Source organism: Clostridium sp. D43t1_170807_H7 (genome assembly GCF_015555905.1).
Classification (GTDB): domain Bacteria; phylum Bacillota; class Clostridia; order Clostridiales; family Clostridiaceae; genus Clostridium.
The window spans coordinates 107,631-126,598 of record NZ_JADNLK010000010.1 but is presented as its reverse complement, the minus strand read 5'-3'; the positions used below and the strand labels follow the sequence as shown (position 1 = coordinate 126,598).

Annotated in this window: 19 protein-coding genes; all 19 read left to right on the top strand. The window is 28.6% G+C overall.

Annotated elements, in window-relative coordinates:
• Positions 1-292: 292 nt before the first annotated feature.
• The 19 genes from sigK to I2E98_RS08365 all read left to right on the top strand — a co-directional run bounded on the left by sigK (position 293) and on the right by I2E98_RS08365 (position 18,807).
• Positions 293-988 (top strand): RNA polymerase sporulation sigma factor SigK, encoded by a 696-nt coding sequence (gene sigK / locus I2E98_RS08455; RefSeq protein ID WP_195468507.1) that lies wholly within the window; start codon positions 293-295, stop codon positions 986-988.
• 100 nt (positions 989-1,088) lie between these two features.
• Entirely contained in the window at positions 1,089-2,144 is a 1,056-nt protein-coding gene (locus tag I2E98_RS08450; RefSeq protein WP_195468506.1) for a type IV pilus twitching motility protein PilT, read from the top strand.
• 405 nt (positions 2,145-2,549) lie between these two features.
• A complete protein-coding gene (gene ftsZ / locus I2E98_RS08445) occupies positions 2,550-3,665 on the top strand; it encodes a cell division protein FtsZ (protein ID WP_195468505.1) in 1,116 nt (371 codons plus the stop codon).
• A gap of 257 nt (positions 3,666-3,922) precedes the next feature.
• On the top strand, positions 3,923-4,726 hold the full coding sequence (locus I2E98_RS08440) for a sigma-E processing peptidase SpoIIGA (RefSeq protein ID WP_195468504.1): 804 nt from the start codon (positions 3,923-3,925) through the stop codon (positions 4,724-4,726).
• A gap of 14 nt (positions 4,727-4,740) precedes the next feature.
• Positions 4,741-5,448 (top strand): RNA polymerase sporulation sigma factor SigE, encoded by a 708-nt coding sequence (gene sigE, locus I2E98_RS08435; protein WP_195468503.1) that lies wholly within the window; start codon positions 4,741-4,743, stop codon positions 5,446-5,448.
• 81 nt (positions 5,449-5,529) lie between these two features.
• Positions 5,530-6,303: an RNA polymerase sporulation sigma factor SigG gene (gene sigG, locus I2E98_RS08430; protein ID WP_195468502.1), complete on the top strand. Its 774-nt coding sequence runs from the start codon at positions 5,530-5,532 to the stop codon at positions 6,301-6,303.
• Between the two features lie 139 nt (positions 6,304-6,442).
• Complete coding sequence (locus tag I2E98_RS08425; protein WP_195468501.1) at positions 6,443-6,721, top strand: YlmC/YmxH family sporulation protein; 279 nt, start codon at positions 6,443-6,445, stop codon at positions 6,719-6,721.
• A 60-nt stretch (positions 6,722-6,781) separates the two neighbouring features.
• The gene (nrdR, locus tag I2E98_RS08420; RefSeq protein ID WP_195468500.1) at positions 6,782-7,240 is read left to right on the top strand and encodes a transcriptional regulator NrdR; all 459 of its coding nucleotides are present in this window, start codon (positions 6,782-6,784) and stop codon (positions 7,238-7,240) included.
• A gap of 154 nt (positions 7,241-7,394) precedes the next feature.
• Positions 7,395-8,132, top strand: a complete 738-nt coding sequence (gene pgeF, locus I2E98_RS08415) for a peptidoglycan editing factor PgeF (RefSeq protein WP_195468499.1) — start codon at positions 7,395-7,397, stop codon at positions 8,130-8,132.
• An 18-nt stretch (positions 8,133-8,150) separates the two neighbouring features.
• Positions 8,151-8,846, top strand: a complete 696-nt coding sequence (locus I2E98_RS08410) for a response regulator transcription factor (RefSeq protein WP_195468498.1) — start codon at positions 8,151-8,153, stop codon at positions 8,844-8,846.
• Between the two features lie 6 nt (positions 8,847-8,852).
• The gene (locus I2E98_RS08405) at positions 8,853-10,532 is read left to right on the top strand and encodes a sensor histidine kinase (protein ID WP_195468497.1); all 1,680 of its coding nucleotides are present in this window, start codon (positions 8,853-8,855) and stop codon (positions 10,530-10,532) included.
• 248 nt (positions 10,533-10,780) lie between these two features.
• Positions 10,781-11,635, top strand: coding sequence for a phosphate ABC transporter substrate-binding protein (locus tag I2E98_RS08400; protein ID WP_195468496.1), 855 nt, complete (start codon positions 10,781-10,783; stop codon positions 11,633-11,635).
• 91 nt (positions 11,636-11,726) lie between these two features.
• Positions 11,727-12,620 (top strand): phosphate ABC transporter permease subunit PstC, encoded by an 894-nt coding sequence (gene pstC, locus I2E98_RS08395; RefSeq protein ID WP_195468495.1) that lies wholly within the window; start codon positions 11,727-11,729, stop codon positions 12,618-12,620.
• Between the two features lie 2 nt (positions 12,621-12,622).
• Positions 12,623-13,447, top strand: a complete 825-nt coding sequence (pstA, locus tag I2E98_RS08390) for a phosphate ABC transporter permease PstA (RefSeq protein ID WP_195468494.1) — start codon at positions 12,623-12,625, stop codon at positions 13,445-13,447.
• 86 nt (positions 13,448-13,533) lie between these two features.
• The gene (gene pstB, locus I2E98_RS08385) at positions 13,534-14,298 is read left to right on the top strand and encodes a phosphate ABC transporter ATP-binding protein PstB (RefSeq protein WP_195468493.1); all 765 of its coding nucleotides are present in this window, start codon (positions 13,534-13,536) and stop codon (positions 14,296-14,298) included.
• 28 nt (positions 14,299-14,326) lie between these two features.
• Positions 14,327-14,983 (top strand): phosphate signaling complex protein PhoU, encoded by a 657-nt coding sequence (gene phoU / locus I2E98_RS08380; RefSeq protein ID WP_195468492.1) that lies wholly within the window; start codon positions 14,327-14,329, stop codon positions 14,981-14,983.
• 172 nt (positions 14,984-15,155) lie between these two features.
• Positions 15,156-16,490 carry a DUF512 domain-containing protein gene (locus I2E98_RS08375; protein ID WP_195468491.1) on the top strand — a complete coding sequence of 445 codons (1,335 nt, stop codon included), beginning with the start codon at positions 15,156-15,158 and terminating at the stop codon, positions 16,488-16,490.
• Between the two features lie 2 nt (positions 16,491-16,492).
• A complete protein-coding gene (gene der, locus I2E98_RS08370; protein ID WP_195468490.1) occupies positions 16,493-17,812 on the top strand; it encodes a ribosome biogenesis GTPase Der in 1,320 nt (439 codons plus the stop codon).
• 2 nt (positions 17,813-17,814) lie between these two features.
• Positions 17,815-18,807: an NAD(P)H-dependent glycerol-3-phosphate dehydrogenase gene (locus I2E98_RS08365; RefSeq protein ID WP_195468489.1), complete on the top strand. Its 993-nt coding sequence runs from the start codon at positions 17,815-17,817 to the stop codon at positions 18,805-18,807.
• Positions 18,808-18,968 lie beyond the last annotated feature (161 nt).

Below are 18,968 nucleotides of genomic sequence, written 5' to 3'. Positions count from 1 at the left end.
CGGAAGAAATATTGTAAATGAGTTTTAGAATTTAATCTTTCTTGGAGTAAAAACTGCGTTAAGAAGCTGAGGGAACGGAGTGACTTTCGAAGCTTTAGCAGTTTTTATGGAAAGAAAGATATAAATTCTTAACGAAATTTACACAATTTATGGAGGGAATATCATTAATTTTCGTCATCACGGCATTCAAGCTATAACGAACAAGTGTGTCAAGAAAATTAATTTAAATTCTTTAAGCAATATTTTTAAAAACTATCATATTATATAATAAGCACTACTAGGAGGAAGCTTAGTGATAGTTATTGGTAATATATTAGAATTATTGTGTACTAATGTATTTTTAACTGGGTATATTTCAGGTAACAATACATTTCCTCAGCCTTTAGATGAAAAAGAAGAGCAGAAATATTTAGAATTATTAAAAGCTGGTGACAAAAAAGCTAAAGGTGTGTTAATAGAAAGAAACCTTAGATTAGTTGCACATATTGTGAAAAAATATCAAATACCTAATAAAGATATCGATGAACTTATATCCATTGGTACAGTAGGATTAATTAAGGCTATTGATTCATTTGATGCATCAAAGGGTACAAGATTAGCTACATATGCATCTAGATGCATTGAAAATGAAATTTTAATGTTGTTTAGAAGTAGTAAAAAGCAAAAGGGTGAGACTTTTCTTCATGATCCAATTGGAGTTGATAAAGAAGGCAATGAAATAAGTTTAATAGACGTGTTAAGTAGTGATAAAGACTCTGTTATTGATAAAGTTGAAACTAACATACAAATTAAAGCTTTGTACTCTAAAATAAATACTTCTTTAAATGAGAGAGAAGGAGAAATTATTAAAATGAGATATGGGTTAATTGATGGTAAATGTAAAACGCAAAGGGAAATTGCAAGTTTACTTGGGATATCAAGATCTTATGTTTCTAGAATAGAAAAAAAAGCATTGAAAAAACTTAAGAAAGAATTAACATTTAAGTAAACAATAATTAATAAATTTTGAAAAATTTGCATTATATGGTTTATTTTACTAAAATAGAATTAATTATATTTATAGATAAAATATAAGAGGGAGAGAAAAAATGTATTTATTAAATGAACTATTAAGTAAAACTATAGAAATGAATGCATCGGATTTACATTTGACAGTTGGACTACCACCCACCATAAGATGCAATGGAAAACTTATTCAACTTGGTAGTGATAAATTATTACCTAATGATATGGAGGCATTTTCTAAAGAAATCTTAAAGGAAAAATATGATGAATATTTAAATATTGGTGAATTTGATACATCGTATTCTGTTCAAGGAATAGGTAGATTTAGAGTTAATATTTTTAAACAAAGAAATAGTGATGCTATAGCAATAAGAGTTATTGCACTTAAAATACCTACATTAGATGAATTGAACCATCCAACGGTACTTAAAGAAATAGTTACTAAGAAGAGAGGGCTTGTATTAGTAACAGGACCTACAGGGAGTGGAAAGAGTACTACTTTAGCTGCTATGATAAATGAAATTAATAATACTAGACAAGCACATATAATAACTTTAGAAGATCCTATTGAATATTTACACAAGCATAATAAATGCATAATAAATCAAAGAGAGATTGGAAAAGATACTAAAAGCTATGAAAGTGCATTAAAAGCAATTTTAAGGGAAGATCCAGATGTTATTTTAGTAGGTGAAATGAGAGATTTAGAAACAATTTCTATAGCTATTACAGCTGCAGAAACTGGACATTTAGTTTTTTCAACATTACACACTATTGGAGCAACTAAGACTATCGATAGAATAATAGACGTATTTCCACCACATCAACAACAACAAATAAAGATTCAACTAGCATCGGTATTGCAAGCGATTATATCGCAACAATTATTACCTAATATAAATGGAGATGGAAGATTAGGGGCTCTTGAAGTGATGGTTGCAACTCAAGGAATTCAAAATCTAATTAGAGAAGGAAAAACATATCAAATTGAATCTGCAATTCAGACAGGGAATAAATATGGTATGAAGACTATGGATATGTCAATTTCTGAATTGTATAAAAAAGGTGTTATTTCTATGGATACAGCAATGACCTATGCGGTAGATAGAGAAATTTTAAAAAGAATGATGATTTTATAAAAAATTAGATGAGCGTAATTTTTACGCTCTTTTATGTTATAAAATTTTAAAAAAATGTTAAAAAATAGAGGGATTTTTTGGTGTACGTTGAATTATATTTATGATACAATTAAAATATAATATTATATATTAATAATAAGATAATATTTTAATAAAAAGATTTAATCATAAACTAACTAGGATAAATTGGCAAATTTAGATACTTATTTTTTACAAAAGTGAAGAAATCACTACAAAATTCTTCAACAATTAGCATTTTGCTATTGTTAACATAAATTTAATGATGTAAAATTAAAATACGAAATAATTTTTTATTTTAAAGTATAGTTAAAAAATGAATTAGCGAAGTTAATTTTATGAGAGTATTTAAATTACTAATAGAGAGAGTTTTAAGGAGGAGTTATTTTGTTAGATTTTGAATTAGATATGCAAGAATTAACTAATATAAAGGTAATAGGCTGTGGTGGTGGCGGTGGTAATGCCGTTAACAGAATGATAATTGAAGGGTTAAAGAATGTTGAGTTTATTGTTGTAAATACAGATAAGCAAGCGTTATTACTTTCTCAAGCCAATACTAAGATTCAAATAGGTGAAAAGCTTACTAAGGGACTTGGTGCTGGAGCTAACCCTGAAATTGGGAAAAAGGCAGCTGAAGAAAGTAGAGAAGAAATAGCAGAAGCGATAAAAGGAGCTAATATGGTATTTATCACTGCTGGTATGGGTGGTGGAACAGGTACAGGTGCTGCTCCAGTAGTTGCTGAAATTGCTAAATCTATGAATATCTTAACAGTAGGTGTAGTTACTAAGCCTTTCCCATTTGAAGGAAAAAGAAGAATGAGACATGCTGAAATGGGATTAGAAAACTTAAAACAACATGTTGATACATTAGTTATAATTCCAAATGAAAAACTTTTAGCTATGGCAGATAAGAAAACTACATTATTAGATTCTTTCAAATTAGCTGATGGTGTTTTAAGACAAGGTGTACAAGCGATATCTGACCTTATTACAATTCCAGGTGTAGTTAATGCTGACTTTGCTGATATTGAAACAGTAATGAAAGATAAAGGGTTAGCTCATATGGGAGTTGGTTATGGAAAAGGTGATAATAAGGCACAAGATGCAGTTAGACAAGCAATATCATCTCCATTATTAGAAACTTCTATTGACGGTGCAACAGGAGTTATAATTAACTTTACAGGTGGAGTAGATTTAGGTGCTATAGAAGTTTATGAAGCAGCTGAAATTGTTAGAGAAGCAGCTGATGTGGACGCTAATATTATATTCGGGGCAGTTATTGATGAAAGTTTAAATGATGAAATTAGATTAACTGTAATTGCAACTGGCTTTGAAGAAGATAATGGAAACTTAGTATCAAGTGATAGTGAGCCTAGAATTGAACCAAAACCAGTTGAGCCAGTGAAGAAAGAGGAAGAGCCTGCAACATCTCATACTGATCCTTTATTAGATTTAGATAGAGAAAGTGTAAATATTCCAAGTTTCTTAAGATCAAGAAAATAATTAAATTTAATTAATATAAATAGATAGATTATGCAAATAAATATTACATAATCTATCTATTTTTTATTTATTAAAATATTTATATTATTTGCATAAAAAGACATAAAAAAAGAAATAAAAAAAAATTAAAATTTATAAGGAAAAAAATGAGAGTAAAATGTAAAAAAACTTGGTTTAAAACTTGTTTTAAACTCCTTCAATGTGACAAAAAAAAATTGCATATGAAGGTATAATTTATATATTGAGGGGGCGAGTATATGGAAGTTTATATTGATATATATTTATTAGAAAATATAATAATCAATTTATTCTTATTGCTACTTACTTTTAGGTTATTGAGGGTTAATTATAAGAAAAGAAATGTATATTTAGCAGCTTTATTAGGGGGTATATACGGGTTAGTTATTTTTTGTAATGTAAAGATTTTTAGCTCGATAGGAGTAAAAATATTGGTTCCAGCAATTATGATATATATTTCTATGGAGAAAAGAAATTTAAAATTTATTTTTAAATCACTTGCAATATTTTTTATGCTAGCCTTCATGCTAAGTGGTATATGTTTTGGTACAATACAAATGCAAAATACATATTTAATTGGGCAAGAGTTTGTTATTAAAAATAATTCAGCTAAATTTATAGTTTTATCTGTAGCTATTATTTTTATTTTTATAACTCGAATTGTAGATTTACTTAAAGATAGAGCAATGGTAAAAAACTTTTTATATGATATATATATTACAGAAGGAACAAGAACAGTACTAGTTAAGGGATTTTTAGATACGGGAAATGAATTGAGAGAGCCGGTAACTAATTTGCCTTGTATAATAGTTGAAAATACTTATTTTAATCAATTTGAAATAGCTGATGATAAAAAGTTTATTATAAAGTATGACACTATTAATGAAGTAGGTGAAGTAAGAGGCTTTAAGGGACAGAATATAATGATTAGAAATGAAGAAGCAAATAGTTGGACGAAGGTAGAAGCAGTAATATGTGGGTGTGAAAGAAAATTGAGTAAGGAAGATGAATTTCAAGCCTTGTTATCAAGAGGTATAGTATAGGAGGTATAATAGGTATGGGCAAGTTAATCTTATTTCTTAATAAACTCTTATCAAGATTTAATATTTTTAGAAAAAGAGTAGATTATATAGGTGGTAATGATGCTTTACCGCCACCACTTAAAAAAGATGAAGAGGAAGAATTAGTAGATAAATTAAGTACTGGTGGAGAAAGGGTTAGAAATACGCTTATAGAAAGGAATTTAAGACTTGTTGTATATATAGCAAGAAAATTTGAGAATACGGGTGTAGGTGTTGAAGATTTAATTTCGGTTGGAACTATAGGATTGATTAAAGCTGTAAATACTTTTAATCCTGAAAAGAAAATTAAATTAGCTACTTATGCATCAAGATGTATTGAAAACGAAATATTAATGTATTTAAGAAGAAATAGTAAGGTGAAGGCAGAAGTATCTTTTTATGAACCATTAAATATAGATTGGGATGGAAATGAACTGTTATTATCTGATATTTTGGGAACTGAAAATGATACTGTATATAATTTAATTGAAGATGAAGTAGATAAGCAACTATTATTTTTAGCTTTAAAAAATTTAAATGAAAGAGAAAAAGAAATAGTGCGATTAAGATTTGGTCTTTCTGGTAATAGTGAAAAGACTCAAAAAGAAGTTGCAGATATTCTCGGAATATCTCAATCATATATTTCTAGATTAGAAAAGAAAATAATAAGTAGACTAAAAAAAGAAATAAATAAAATGATTTAGGTTGTCTTTAGTATAAAAGAATCCTCTAACGGAAATAATTTAAAATGCAGTATGTTATTACTTCTGAAGGAGTGATTAACTTTGATTATTAACAAAGTTGAGATTTGTGGAGTAAATACTTCAAAATTACCAGTACTAAAGGAACAGGAAAAAAGAGAGCTTTTATTAAAGATGAGAAGTGGAGACAAACAAGCAAGAGAGACCTTTATTAAGGGGAATTTAAGGTTAGTTTTAAGTGTTATTCAAAGATTTAATAATAGAGGAGAAAATGTAGATGACTTATTTCAAGTAGGTTGTATTGGATTGATGAAATCTATCGATAATTTTGATTTATCACAAAATGTTAAGTTTTCTACATATGCTGTACCTATGATAATAGGCGAGATAAGAAGGTACTTAAGAGATAATAACTCTATTAGGGTAAGTAGATCTTTAAGAGATGTTGCATATAAGGCTTTACTTGTACGTGATAAACTTATTAAGAACAATAATAAAGAACCTACAGTTTCTCAAATTGCTAAAGAATTAAATATACCAAGAGAAGAAGTAGTTTTTGCTTTAGATGCAATTCAAGATCCGGTTTCTTTATTTGAACCAATATATCATGATGGAGGTGACGCTATTTATGTAATGGATCAAATAAGCGATTCTAAAAATAGTGATGATAGTTGGTTAGAGAATATATCTATAAAAGAAGCCATGAAAAAATTAAATGATAGAGAAAAGTTAATTTTAACATTAAGATTTTTTAATGGAAGAACACAAATGGAAGTTGCAGATGAAATTGGTATATCTCAGGCACAAGTTTCAAGATTAGAAAAAACAGCATTAAAACACATGAGAAAGTATGTATAGGACCCTAAGGGTCCTTTTTTTCTGAAAAAAATATTAGGCTACAAAATTAATTTAATAAAATAAGATATAGCATCATATATATAATTATGGTAAATGGATAAAGTTATATTTTAAATATATTTAAGGGGTGGAGATATTTATGGAAGATGATTTGATTTTATATTCAGTAAATGCTATAAGTAGTATGGAAGTTGTAGATATATCAACAGGAAGTAAATTAGGGTATGTTAGAGATTATAAAGTTGATTTATCTACTAATAAAGTAGTTTCGTTATTTTTACCATCTACTTCTAAAGTGTGGTTTGCAAAAGAAGAGGATATAGAAATACCATGGGAAAAAGTAATTAAAATAGGGGTTGATGTATTAATTGTTGATGCTTCAGGTATACAATTAACCACAGATGAAAATAAAATATAGAATAAAATAAAAAAAGATTGTATAATACAAATATAACTATAGAAGAAAGGCGTGGTTTGTTTGAAGTGTCCTTTTTGTTTTTTTGATGAAAGTAAGGTTGTAGATTCAAGATCTACAGATGATAATACAACAATTAGAAGAAGAAGAGAGTGTACTAGTTGTGGAAGAAGATATACTACATATGAAAAAATTGAGGATATTCCAATTTTAGTAGTAAAAAGAGACTCAACAAGAGAAAATTTTAATCGAGAAAAGATTGTAAATGGACTTATTATTGCTTGTCAAAAGAGACCTATTTCTAGAAAGCAAATAGAGGAATTGGCTGAAGATATTGAAAAGAGTATTTCGAATAATATGCTTACGGAAATTGACTCTAGTGTTATTGGTGAAATGGTTATGGATAGATTAAAGGCTATAGATGAAGTTTCATATGTGAGATTTGCATCTGTATATAGAGAGTTTAAGGATATTAATACATTCTTAGATGAAATTAAAGGATTAATGACCAATAAAAATTAATTAGACTGCCTAAAGGCGGTCTTTTTTTTATGATATAATTATTATTGATTAAATATATATCTAAAGTTAAAATCATGTTAAAAAATACACAAAGTAAATGGTAAAAATATATATTAAATGGTAAAATACATTTAGGAAAATTTAGAGGTGGATTATGAAAAGGTTAAATGTTAATAATTTTAAGGAATTTAAGGATTTTTGGTTATTAGAAGGTAAAAATATTAATGTTGTATTTTCTAATGCAAAAATGGACAGAAGTTTTAACAGACATACAGAGGAAGGGGTTAATAATTTATTATCACTTAAAGATGATTTTGGAGTTGATGAAGTTCAATATATAAAACAAATACATAGTGATAAAGTTTTTGTTTATGATAAAAGTCAAAAAGATTTTATTGAAAATGAAGGTGATGCCATAGTTACTAAAGAAAAGTCAGTAATTATTGGGGCTTTTACTGCTGATTGTGTTCCTGTAATACTTGTTGATGAAAGTACATCTACTATAGCAGCAATACATAGTGGTTGGAAGGGAACTTTTAATGACATAACTAAGAATGCTGTAGAAAAGATGATTAATGATTTTAAGTGTGATGTAGTTAATATAAAGGCATATATAGGTCCTCATATTAGACAGTGTTGTTATGAAGTTTCAGAGGAATTAAAACAGAAATTTATTGATAAATTTAATGTACCTAGCGAAAAGCTTTTTAATGGTAGAAATTTAAGTATGGAGTTATGTATTGAAGAAGATTTAAAGTCTATAGGTATTAAAGATGATAATATTTATTCCTTAAATTTATGTACTCATTGCGAGAAAGAAAACAAGTTGTTTTCTTATAGAGGAAGTAATGGTACATATGGAAGATTGTTTTCATTTTCATATATTAAATAAATTATTGGGGTGATAGGAATGGCGAATGAAAAAATATTAGTAGTAGATGATGAAGAACATATTGCAGAGCTCATAAGTTACAATTTGACTAGTAATGGTTACAAAGTGGTCATTGCTAATAATGGGATTGATGCTGTGAAGCTTGCAATTGAAGAAAAGCCAAGTTTAATTTTACTAGATTTAATGATACCGGGAAAAGATGGATATGATGTATGTAAGGATGTTAGGAGTAATAGTGAAATTAGAAACACTCCAATAATAATGCTTACTGCAAAAAGTGAAGAAGTTGATAAGATATTAGGTTTAGAGCTTGGAGCAGATGATTATATTACCAAGCCTTTTTCAGTAAGGGAATTACTTGCAAGAGTAAAAGCTGTATTAAGAAGATTTTCTATTATAGAACCTGAAAGTAATGTCTTAACTTTTGGAGATTTAGTGGCTAATTTTGATAAGAGAGAAATTCTTGTTAAGGATAAAAAGCTAGATTTAACACTTAAGGAGTTTGAACTTCTTGAAATTTTAATGAAAAATAAAGGAAAAATTTTAACAAGGGATACTTTATTAGATAAAATATGGGGATATGAATATATAGGCGAAACAAGAACTGTAGATGTTCATATAAGGTATTTAAGAAAGAAAATAGAGGCGGATGATAAAAATCCTAAACTTATTGAAACTATAAGAGGAGTAGGGTATAGATTTAACCCTAACTAGTATTTTATGAAAAAACGTATTATATCATCGGTAGTAATTACAGTTATATTTGTATTGATTATAGTGACAAGCTCTTTTATTACATTAGTGAATATAAATACTATAAATGATGCAAAGGAAGCATTAGCCATATATAATTTATGCTTTTCAAAGGAAGATTATATAAATGAGGATTTGTCTATATATAAATTCAAAGGAAATTCCGTTAGGTTTACTGTGGTAAATAAAGAGGGAGATGTAATATTTGATAATGAGAGATCAGATTTAGAAAATCATAAAGATAGACAGGAAATTATAGATGCATTTAATAATGGTACTGGAAGTAGTGTTAGATTCAGTAAAACATTATCAATAGATATGGTCTATTATGCAACTAAGATAGATAATGATATGGTTATTAGGAGCTCAGTTCCAGTTAGTAATATAAAGGTATTTACGTCAGGAACATTAAAGTATTATGTTGCTATTGTAATAGTAGTATTTTTATTATCATTAGCATTAGCAGTAAAATTAGTTAAGATAATTGTATATCCTATTAAAGAGCTTGAAAAAGTAACTGCTAAAATTGCAAATGGTAATTTGAATAAAAGAGCGATTATTGGAAATTATGATGAAATTGGTCTGTTAGCACAAACATTTAATAATATGGCAGATCAATTAGAAACTAAAATAAATGATTCACTAGATAAGCAAAATAAGCTTGAGGCTATACTCGAAAGTATGGAAAGTGGAGTAATAGCAGTAGATAATAATGAAAAAATAATATTAAGCAATCCATATTCTAAAAAATTATTTGATTTAAAAGGTGATGTAATAGGAAAAAGGATATCATCTTGTATTATTGATTACGATTTAATTAACTTTATAAGAGAAGTGCCTGATATAGGATCAAAGGAGATAAGGTTATTCCATCCTGTAGAAAGAGAAATAAGGGTAAAAAAAGCGCCTATTATAAGTGGATTAAAAAATCAAATAGGGATAGTAATAGCACTTCAGGATATTACAGATATTAAACGTCTTGAAAATATGAGAAGTGAATTTGTTGCTAATGTTTCTCATGAACTTAAAACACCATTAACATCAATTAAAGGTTTTTCAGAAACTTTAAGATATGTTGACGATTTTGAAACTAAGAATAAATTTTTAAATATTATTGATAAAGAAGCTGAGAGATTAACTAATTTAATTAATGATATTTTAATACTTTCTAACATTGAAAATCTTCATAAGATGGATAATGGAAACTTTAGCCCAAAGGAAGTTATAGAAAATATAATTGATATAGTTAGAAAACAATCAGAGAAAAAGCAAATTAAGATAGAGTTTATAAATGAATTTAATGGTGAAATTGTTGGAAGTAAAGATAAATTCCATCAATTAGCTTTAAATTTAATAGAAAATGCTATCAAATATTCTAATGAAAATGGAAATGTTAGAGTTGTTATAACATCTAATAATGGATATTTCATTTTCAAGGTAATAGATAATGGCATAGGAATTACTAAAAATGATCTTCCAAGGATATTTGAAAGGTTTTATAGAGTAGATAAGTCAAGATCCACAAAAGGGACAGGACTTGGTCTTGCAATTGTTAAACATATTGTTAAGTTATTTAACGGAGATATAACGGTTGATTCTGAAGTAGGGGTTGGAAGTACATTTACTGTAAGGATTAAAAATAAATAATAAATTTAATAATAAAATATAAGAAAATGGTAAATAAAAATAAGGTAAAGATATTTAATATATTTTTATCTTATTTTTTTATTAATATTATTTCTTTTGTTACAAAAAATATACATATTTAACATTATCTTAACATTTATCTAACGTTACTTAACATCTAAGTAATATTACTTTAACTTTAGAGGAATAATATTATTGGTGTAAGGTGTATGAATAAAAAATTCATTTATGAAAGTGGAGGAATAAAAATGAGAAGTAAAAAATTGAAGTTAATGGTGGGGGCATTATTAGTAACTATGGTTGGAGCAACATTTGTAGGATGTGGATCAAATAGCTCAGAGGGAGAAAATAATACAGCTTCTAACAAAGATTCAGTAACAATTTCAATCTCAGGGTCAACTTCAGTAGGTCCATTAATGGAAAAAATTCAAGAAAAATATGAAGAAGAGAATAATAATATAACATTAGAGATACAACAAAATGGTTCAGGTGCTGGAATAAAAGATGTTATTTCTGGAATTTCAGAGATAGGGATGTCTTCAAGAGAATTAAAAGATGAAGAAAAGACTTCTGTTCAAGGAACAACAGTAGCATACGATGGTATTGCTTTATTAGTAAATCCAGAAAATACAGTAAAGAACATATCTTTAGAAGATGTTAAAAAAATATATACAGGAGAAATTACTAACTGGAAGGACCTTGGTGGGGATGATTCACCAATAGTTGTAGTTTCAAGAGAAGAGGGATCTGGAACAAGAGATGCATTCCAAGAAATAGTTGGTTATGAATCAGAAGAATTAACAAAGGATGCTACAATTTCAGATGGTAGTGGGGCTGTTAAAACTACAGTTGCAGGAAACAAAAATGCAATAGGATTTGCTTCTTTTGAATATATTGATAATACTGTAAAGGCCTTAAATGTTAATGATGTAGAACCAACAGCTGAGAATGTTAAGGCTGGTGATTATAAGATTTCAAGACCATTTATATTAGTAACTAAAGAAGATTCTTTAACAGAAAATGGTCAAAAACTAATTGATTTCGTATTAAGTACTGAAGGACAACAAATAGTAGAAGAAAATAAATTAATAACTATAGAGTAGTTTTAAAACAACTGTAAAGATGCCTCTGGTATTGAGGCATTTTTACTATATAAATAAATCAAAGTGTGTTATTACCATTAGGAGGACTGAAATGGTAGAGGAAAATAGAAATAATAAAAGTAAATATGTTATAGACAAAGTTACAAGAGCAATATTTCTAGTGTGTGCGCTTATTGCTGTAGTAAGTTTAATATTGATAATAGGATTTGTATTCTATAAAGGTTTAAGACCATTTTTTGCAGAAGGAAAATCATTTACACAATTTATTTTTGGAACCGAATGGTATCCAACATCAGAAAATCAAAAGTATGGAATATTACCAATGATAATAGCATCCATTTATGGTACGCTAGGAGCTTTAATAATAGGAGTACCAATAGGATTACTAACTGCTATTTTTATTGCGGAAATAGCTCCAAAGGGAGTATCTAAAATTATAATTCCAGCAGTTGAGCTTTTAGCTGGAATACCATCTGTATTATACGGATTATTTGGTTTGGCAGTAATTGTTCCATGGATTCAAAGAGCTTTCAATTTACCACAAGGACAAAGTTTATTAGCAGTAATTATTGTGTTAGCAGTTATGATGTTACCTACAATAATTTCAGTTTCTACTACTGCTATAAAAGCTGTTCCAAAAAGCTATAAAGAAGGTTCGCTAGCACTTGGAGCTTCACATATAGAAACAACATTTAAGGTTGTAGTACCTGCAGCTAAGTCAGGTATACTTGCAGCTATAGTATTAGGATGCGGAAGAGCAATTGGTGAAACAATGGCAATAATTTTAGTTGGAGGTAACTCAGTTCAAATACCAACATCTATTTTTGATAAGGTAAGACCTCTTACAAGTAATATTGCTTTAGAAATGGGCTATGCAACACAATCTCACCAAGAGTTATTGTTTGCAACAGGAGTTGTGTTATTTGCGTTCATCTTAATATTAAACTTAGCAATTTCAAAACTTTCTAGTAAGGAAGGTAAATAAAAATGAGAAAATTTAAAGAAAATATCTTAAAGATATTATTATATTTATCAGCATTAATAACTGTAGGAATTTTAGTGTTTATAATTGGATTTATATTTATTAAAGGATATAAATTAATAAGTTTTGATTATTTATTTGGTGAATATAAACCATCAGGTGGTGGTGGAATAAAACCATTCATTATTTCTACATTATATACAGTAGGATTATCATTACTTGTAGCAACACCAATCGGAGTTCTTGCAGCTGTTTACTTACAAGAATATGCAAAACAAGGTAAGTTAGTTAGAGTCATTAGATATTCAACTGAAGCATTATCAGGAATACCATCAATTGTATATGGTTTATTCGGAGCAGCATTTTTTGTAGCTGCATTAAAGTTTGGATACTCACTTATAGCAGGATCATTAACTTTAGCAATAATTATATTACCAGTAATTATTCGTACAACAGAAGAGTCATTAAAAGTAGTTCCACCTTCATATAGAGAAGCGTCATTAGGACTTGGAGCAACAAGATTCCAAACTTTGTATAAAGTAATACTTCCAAGTGCTATACCAGGTATACTTTCAGGCGTTATACTTTCTATGGGACGTGTAATTGGAGAATCAGCGGCACTTTTCTTAACAGCAGGTACAGTTTATAAGATACCTACAAGTATAATGTCAAGTGGTAGAACTTTAACAGTTCATGCATTTCTTGAAACTAAAGAAAAGGGTGATATAGCATCAGCAGCTGCTGCAGGAATAGTTTTAATTGTAATGATTTTAGTTTTAAATTTATTAGCTAAGTTTATAAGTAATAAATTCAATAAAGCTAATTATTAATTTTTAAGTATAATAAGAGTAAATAGTTACTATATATGAAGTAACTATTTAGTTAAAGAAAATCATATAGATTTTGAGGTGTAAATATGTCAGATATAAAAAAACCAGAAATTCAAGTCAGAAACTTAGAATTATTTTATGGTGATAATAAAGCGTTAAAAAATATTAACTTAGATATAGAAGCAAAAAAAGTTACAGCATTAATAGGACCTTCGGGATGTGGTAAATCTACATTCTTAAGAACTTTAAATAGAATGAATGATTTAATTGAAGGTGTTAAAATTAATGGTGAAATTTTAATAGATGGTAAAGATATATATAAGGAATATGATGAAATAGATCTTAGAAAAAAGGTTGGGATGGTATTCCAAAAACCAAATCCATTTCCTATGTCAATTTATGATAATATAGCTTATGGTCCAAGAATACATGGAATAAAAGATAAAAAGAAATTAGATGAAATTGTTGAAACAAGTTTAAGAGGGGCTGCACTTTTTGATGAAGTAAAAGATAGATTAAAAAAGTCGGCATTAGGTCTTTCAGGAGGGCAACAACAAAGATTATGTATAGCTAGAACTATAGCTGTATCTCCAGAAATAATTTTAATGGATGAACCTACATCGGCATTAGACCCAATTTCAACTAATAAAATGGAAGAGCTTATGGATCAATTAAAGAAACAATATACAGTTGTAATTGTTACTCATAATATGCAACAAGCTGGAAGAATTGCTGATAAGACTGCTTTCTTCTTATCTGGAGAAGTTGTTGAATATGGTAAAACGGAAGATATTTTCTACAGACCAAAGGATAAGAGAACGGAGGATTATATAACTGGAAGATTCGGATAGAATTTAATTTATAATAGGGAGTGAGAGTATGACAAGAAATCTTTTAGACAAGAGAATGAAGTTATTAAGAACAGAGCTTGCTGAAATGGGAAGTTTAGTTGAAAAGCAAATATACAATAGTATAGAAGCTTTTAAAAATAAAGATATGGAACTTGTAAAGCAAGTTATAGAAAATGACGATAAGGTTGACGAGTTAAATAGAAATATTGAAGAACAATGTTTAAAGTTTATGGCTATGGAATCTCCAGTTGCTACAGATTTAAGAAAAATATTTGCAACTTCTAAAATAGTTACAGATTTAGAGAGAATGGCTGATTATGCAGTTGATATATGTAAAATTGCCAAAAGGGTTGAATTAGATGTTTTAGGTGAAGAATGTGATCCTATTTGGCAGATGGTAGATATATTAAGAAAAATGATTAATAAGTCTCTTGAAGCATTTGTTGCAGGTGATGTAGATGCAGCTTATGAAATATGTAAGATGGATGATGAAGTTGATATATTATATCGTGGATTATTTAATGATATGTTGAAGAAGATGGTAAAAGATGAAAATATAATAAATAAGGGTGCTCAAATATTATTTGCATCTAAATATCTTGAAAGGGTTGGAGATCACGTAACAAATATTTGTGAGTGGATAATTTTTTCTACAAAAGGTGATTATGTAGACCTAAATGAGTAATAATAAAGGATATGGGGTAACCTATATTCTTTTTTTTACTTAATAATTTGAAAAATTGCATATAGGTAGTGTAAAATTTAATTTTAGAAATTAACTTAACTGTTAGTTGACTGAATAAAATTATTAGGTTAATATATCATAGAGATGATAGGTAATTATAGGAGTGGACATTATGAAGAATGTAATAACAAGTGTAATGCCTGATAGTATTGCTGAAGAAGTCGGCATTGAAGAAAATGATATTTTATTATCAGTAAATGGAGAAAAGATAGTTGATATTATAGACTACAGGTTTTTAACTAATGATGAAGAAATAGTATTAGAGATACAAAAACCAAATGGAGAGATTTGGGACTATGAAATAGAGAAAGACTATGGAGAAGAACTAGGTCTTGAGTTTGGTGGCGGTATTATGGATAAAGCAAAAAGATGTAGTAATAAATGTATGTTTTGCTTTATAGACCAAAATCCAAAAGGTATGAGAGAAACCCTTTATTTTAAAGATGATGATTCACGTCTTTCATTCCTTCAAGGTAATTTTGTTACTTTAACAAATATGAAGGATGAGGATATAGACAGAATTATAAGATATAGAATAAGTCCTATAAATATTTCTGTACATACAACAAATCCAGATTTAAGAGTTAAAATGCTTGGTAATAGATTTGCAGGATCAGTATATGAAAGAATGAAGAGACTTGCAGATGCAGGAATAGAAATGCATTGCCAGATAGTTCTGATACCAGAAGTTAATAATGGAGAAGAATTAAAAAGAACTATTACCGAATTATATGAGTTATATCCATCAGTTTCAAATATTGCAGTAGTACCTATTGGAGTTACTAAATATAGAGAAGGATTAGTTCAAGTAAAAACATTTACTAAAGAATCAGCAAGAAAAGAATTAGAAATGGTTATGGAATTCCAAAAGAGATTTATGGAAGAGATAAATGATCCATTTGTAAGATTTTCTGATGAATTTTATTTAGTTGCAGGTATAGATGTACCTGAAGAAAGTTTTTATAATGGATATGAGCAAATAGAAGATGGAATTGGTATGATTAGATGCTTTAGAGAAGCTATAAACTATACTGCTCAGGATTTAAATAGAAATATAAAAGGAACTTTTTCAATTCCAACTGGAAAGCTTGCTTTTGATGAAGTAAGTAAGGGAATGAAGAAGTTAATGAAAGTTAACCCTAATATTAAAATAGATACATATAAAATTATTAATCATTTCTTTGGAGAAACTATAACTGTTGCAGGACTTCTTACAGGGACAGATATAATAGGACAATTAAAAGGAAAGATTAATAGCGAGTACTTAATTATGCCTAATAATATGTTTAGAAAAGGATACGAGCTAGGGCCAGCTGAATATATTATGTTAGATGATACAAAGATAGATGATATAGAAAGAGAATTAGGTGTTAAGGTTCTTGTATGTGATCATACAGGAGAAGATATAGTAAGCATAATAAATGATGCATGTCAGGAGGAAGAATAAGAATGGCAAAACCAATAGTAGCTATAGTTGGAAGACCAAATGTAGGTAAGTCTACATTATTCAATAAATTAGCAGGAAAAAGAATTTCAATAGTTCAAGATACACCAGGTGTAACAAGAGATAGAGTATATGCAGAAGCTGAATGGCTAAATCATGTTTTCACTATGATTGATACAGGTGGTATAGAGCCAGAAAACCAAGATATAATAGTTAAGCAAATGAGAAGACAAGCGAATATTGCTATAGAAACTGCTGATGTTATAATGTTTGTAGTTGATGGTAAGGAAGGATTAACAGCAGCTGATAATGAAGTTGCTACAATGCTTAGAAAATCAAAGAAGCCAGTTGTATTAGTTGTTAATAAAATTGATAACTTAAAGGACGAAGAAAATGCTTGGGAATTCTATAACTTAGGTATAGGTGACCCAGTTGCTGTATCAGCAGGTCAAGGAAAAGGTCTTGGAGATATGCTTGATATGGTAGTATCTCATTTTGATTCTATAGGAAGCAAAGATGAAGAAGAGGATGATATAAAAATTGCTATGATAGGTAAGCCTAATGTAGGTAAGTCATCATTAATAAATAGATTATTAGGTGAAGATAGATTAATAGTATCTGATATAGCTGGAACTACAAGAGATGCTATAGACAGTAAAATTGAAAACGAATTTGGAAAGTTTACTTTAATTGATACTGCTGGTCTTAGAAGAAAGAGCAAAGTTAAAGAAGAAATTGAAAGATATTCAGTTATTAGAACACTTGCCGCAGTTGAAAGAGCTGATGTTTGTATATTAATGATAGATGCAACAGAAGGTGTAACAGAGCAAGATGAAAAAATTATAGGATTTGCTCATGAACTAAATAAAGCTATAATGGTTATAGTTAATAAGTGGGATCTTATTGAAAAAGATGATAAGACAATGGATAACTATAAGAAAGATTTACAAAGTAAACTTAAGTTTATAAAGTATGCTAAGTTCTTATTTATATCAGCATTAACAGGTCAAAGAGCTCATAAGGTTCTTGAAATTGCTAAAGAGTGTTATGATAATTATAATAAGAGAGTTGGAACTGGTGTATTAAATGATGTTATTAGTAAGGCTATATTAATGAAAGAACCACCAGTTGTAGCTTTAAAGAGATTAAAAATATACTATGCTACTCAAGTAGCTACAAAACCACCAAAGTTTGTATTCTTCGTTAATGATGTAAATGCAAGACATTTCTCATATGAAAGATACTTAGAGAATCAATTAAGAGATAATTTTGATTTCAGTGGAACTGGTATACAAATAGAATATAGGGAGAGAAAGGATAGTTAATTATGAGTAAGGTGACTTTTTTAGGCGGAGGAAGTTTCGGGATTTCTTTAGCTATTTTATTAGCAAACAAAGGAAATACAGTAGCAGTATATGATAGAGATGATGCTGTTGTAGAGGATATTAATGTAAATAGACGAAATGATAAGTTTATTAAGGGATTAGATGTGCCTAAAAATGTTACGGCTTATAATACTTTGGAAGAAGCTATTATAGATAGTGATTATGTAGTATTAGCTGTTCCATCCCATGTAATAAGAAGTGCTTCTAGAAGTCTTAAAGGATTAATAGATGAAACTATACCTGTAATTTGCATTGCAAAGGGAATTGAAGAAGGTAGCAATAAAACTTTAGTTGAAGTTATTGAAGAAGAGATTGGAAATCCTGTTGTAGTATTATCTGGACCAAGTCATGCAGAAGAGGTTGCATTTAATATTCCAACCACTGTACTGACTTCATCTAAAAATATGAAAGTTGCAGAAGAAATTCAAGATTTATTTATGACTAAAACATTTAGAGTATATACTAATGATGATTTAGTTGGAGTAGAGATTGGTGGAGCTGTAAAGAATATTATTGCTCTTGCAGCTGGAGTATGTGATGGTTTAGGCTATGGAGATAATACAAAGGCAGCATTAATGACAAGAGGTATGGCTGAGATAGTAAGAATAGGTACTAAGCTTGGTGGAAAAATTGAAACATTTTTAGGTCTAACTGGTATGGGGGACTTAATAGTTACTTGTACTAGCATGCATTCAAGAAATAGAAGAGCTGGATATTTAATAGGAAGCGGAAAAACTAGGGAAGAAGCTGTAGAAGAAGTAGGAATGGTTGTTGAAGGAATAAAGGCTTGTCATGCATTTTATAACTTAAAGGAAAAGTTAGGTGTTGAAATGCCAATAACAGATGCGCTTTACAAAGTTCTTTTTGAAGGTAAAGATGCAAGAAATATGGTTAGCGAATTATTAGAAAGAGATAAAAAAGCTGAAAATTATTAGTAAAAAGGTGAAGTTACAATTTTGTAATTTCACCTTTTTTGTTAGCAGTTTTTAATTATAATAGTATTTTTACTTAATATTATTAGTAGATTAAAGCAGCCATAAAAATAATATTGAGTTATGTAAAAATAAAATTTAAAAGTACATCATAAATATTTATC

Coding starts and splice junctions, on each gene's coding strand:
- I2E98_RS08450 (WP_195468506.1), top strand. CDS start 1,089: ATGTATTTATTAAATGAACTATTAAGTAAAACTATAGAAATGAATGCA.
- I2E98_RS08440 (WP_195468504.1), top strand. CDS start 3,923: ATGGAAGTTTATATTGATATATATTTATTAGAAAATATAATAATCAAT.
- sigE (WP_195468503.1), top strand. CDS start 4,741: ATGGGCAAGTTAATCTTATTTCTTAATAAACTCTTATCAAGATTTAAT.
- I2E98_RS08425 (WP_195468501.1), top strand. CDS start 6,443: ATGGAAGATGATTTGATTTTATATTCAGTAAATGCTATAAGTAGTATG.
- pgeF (WP_195468499.1), top strand. CDS start 7,395: ATGAAAAGGTTAAATGTTAATAATTTTAAGGAATTTAAGGATTTTTGG.
- I2E98_RS08410 (WP_195468498.1), top strand. CDS start 8,151: ATGGCGAATGAAAAAATATTAGTAGTAGATGATGAAGAACATATTGCA.
- I2E98_RS08405 (WP_195468497.1), top strand. CDS start 8,853: ATGAAAAAACGTATTATATCATCGGTAGTAATTACAGTTATATTTGTA.
- I2E98_RS08400 (WP_195468496.1), top strand. CDS start 10,781: ATGAGAAGTAAAAAATTGAAGTTAATGGTGGGGGCATTATTAGTAACT.
- pstC (WP_195468495.1), top strand. CDS start 11,727: ATGGTAGAGGAAAATAGAAATAATAAAAGTAAATATGTTATAGACAAA.
- pstA (WP_195468494.1), top strand. CDS start 12,623: ATGAGAAAATTTAAAGAAAATATCTTAAAGATATTATTATATTTATCA.
- pstB (WP_195468493.1), top strand. CDS start 13,534: ATGTCAGATATAAAAAAACCAGAAATTCAAGTCAGAAACTTAGAATTA.
- phoU (WP_195468492.1), top strand. CDS start 14,327: ATGACAAGAAATCTTTTAGACAAGAGAATGAAGTTATTAAGAACAGAG.
- I2E98_RS08375 (WP_195468491.1), top strand. CDS start 15,156: ATGAAGAATGTAATAACAAGTGTAATGCCTGATAGTATTGCTGAAGAA.
- der (WP_195468490.1), top strand. CDS start 16,493: ATGGCAAAACCAATAGTAGCTATAGTTGGAAGACCAAATGTAGGTAAG.
- I2E98_RS08365 (WP_195468489.1), top strand. CDS start 17,815: ATGAGTAAGGTGACTTTTTTAGGCGGAGGAAGTTTCGGGATTTCTTTA.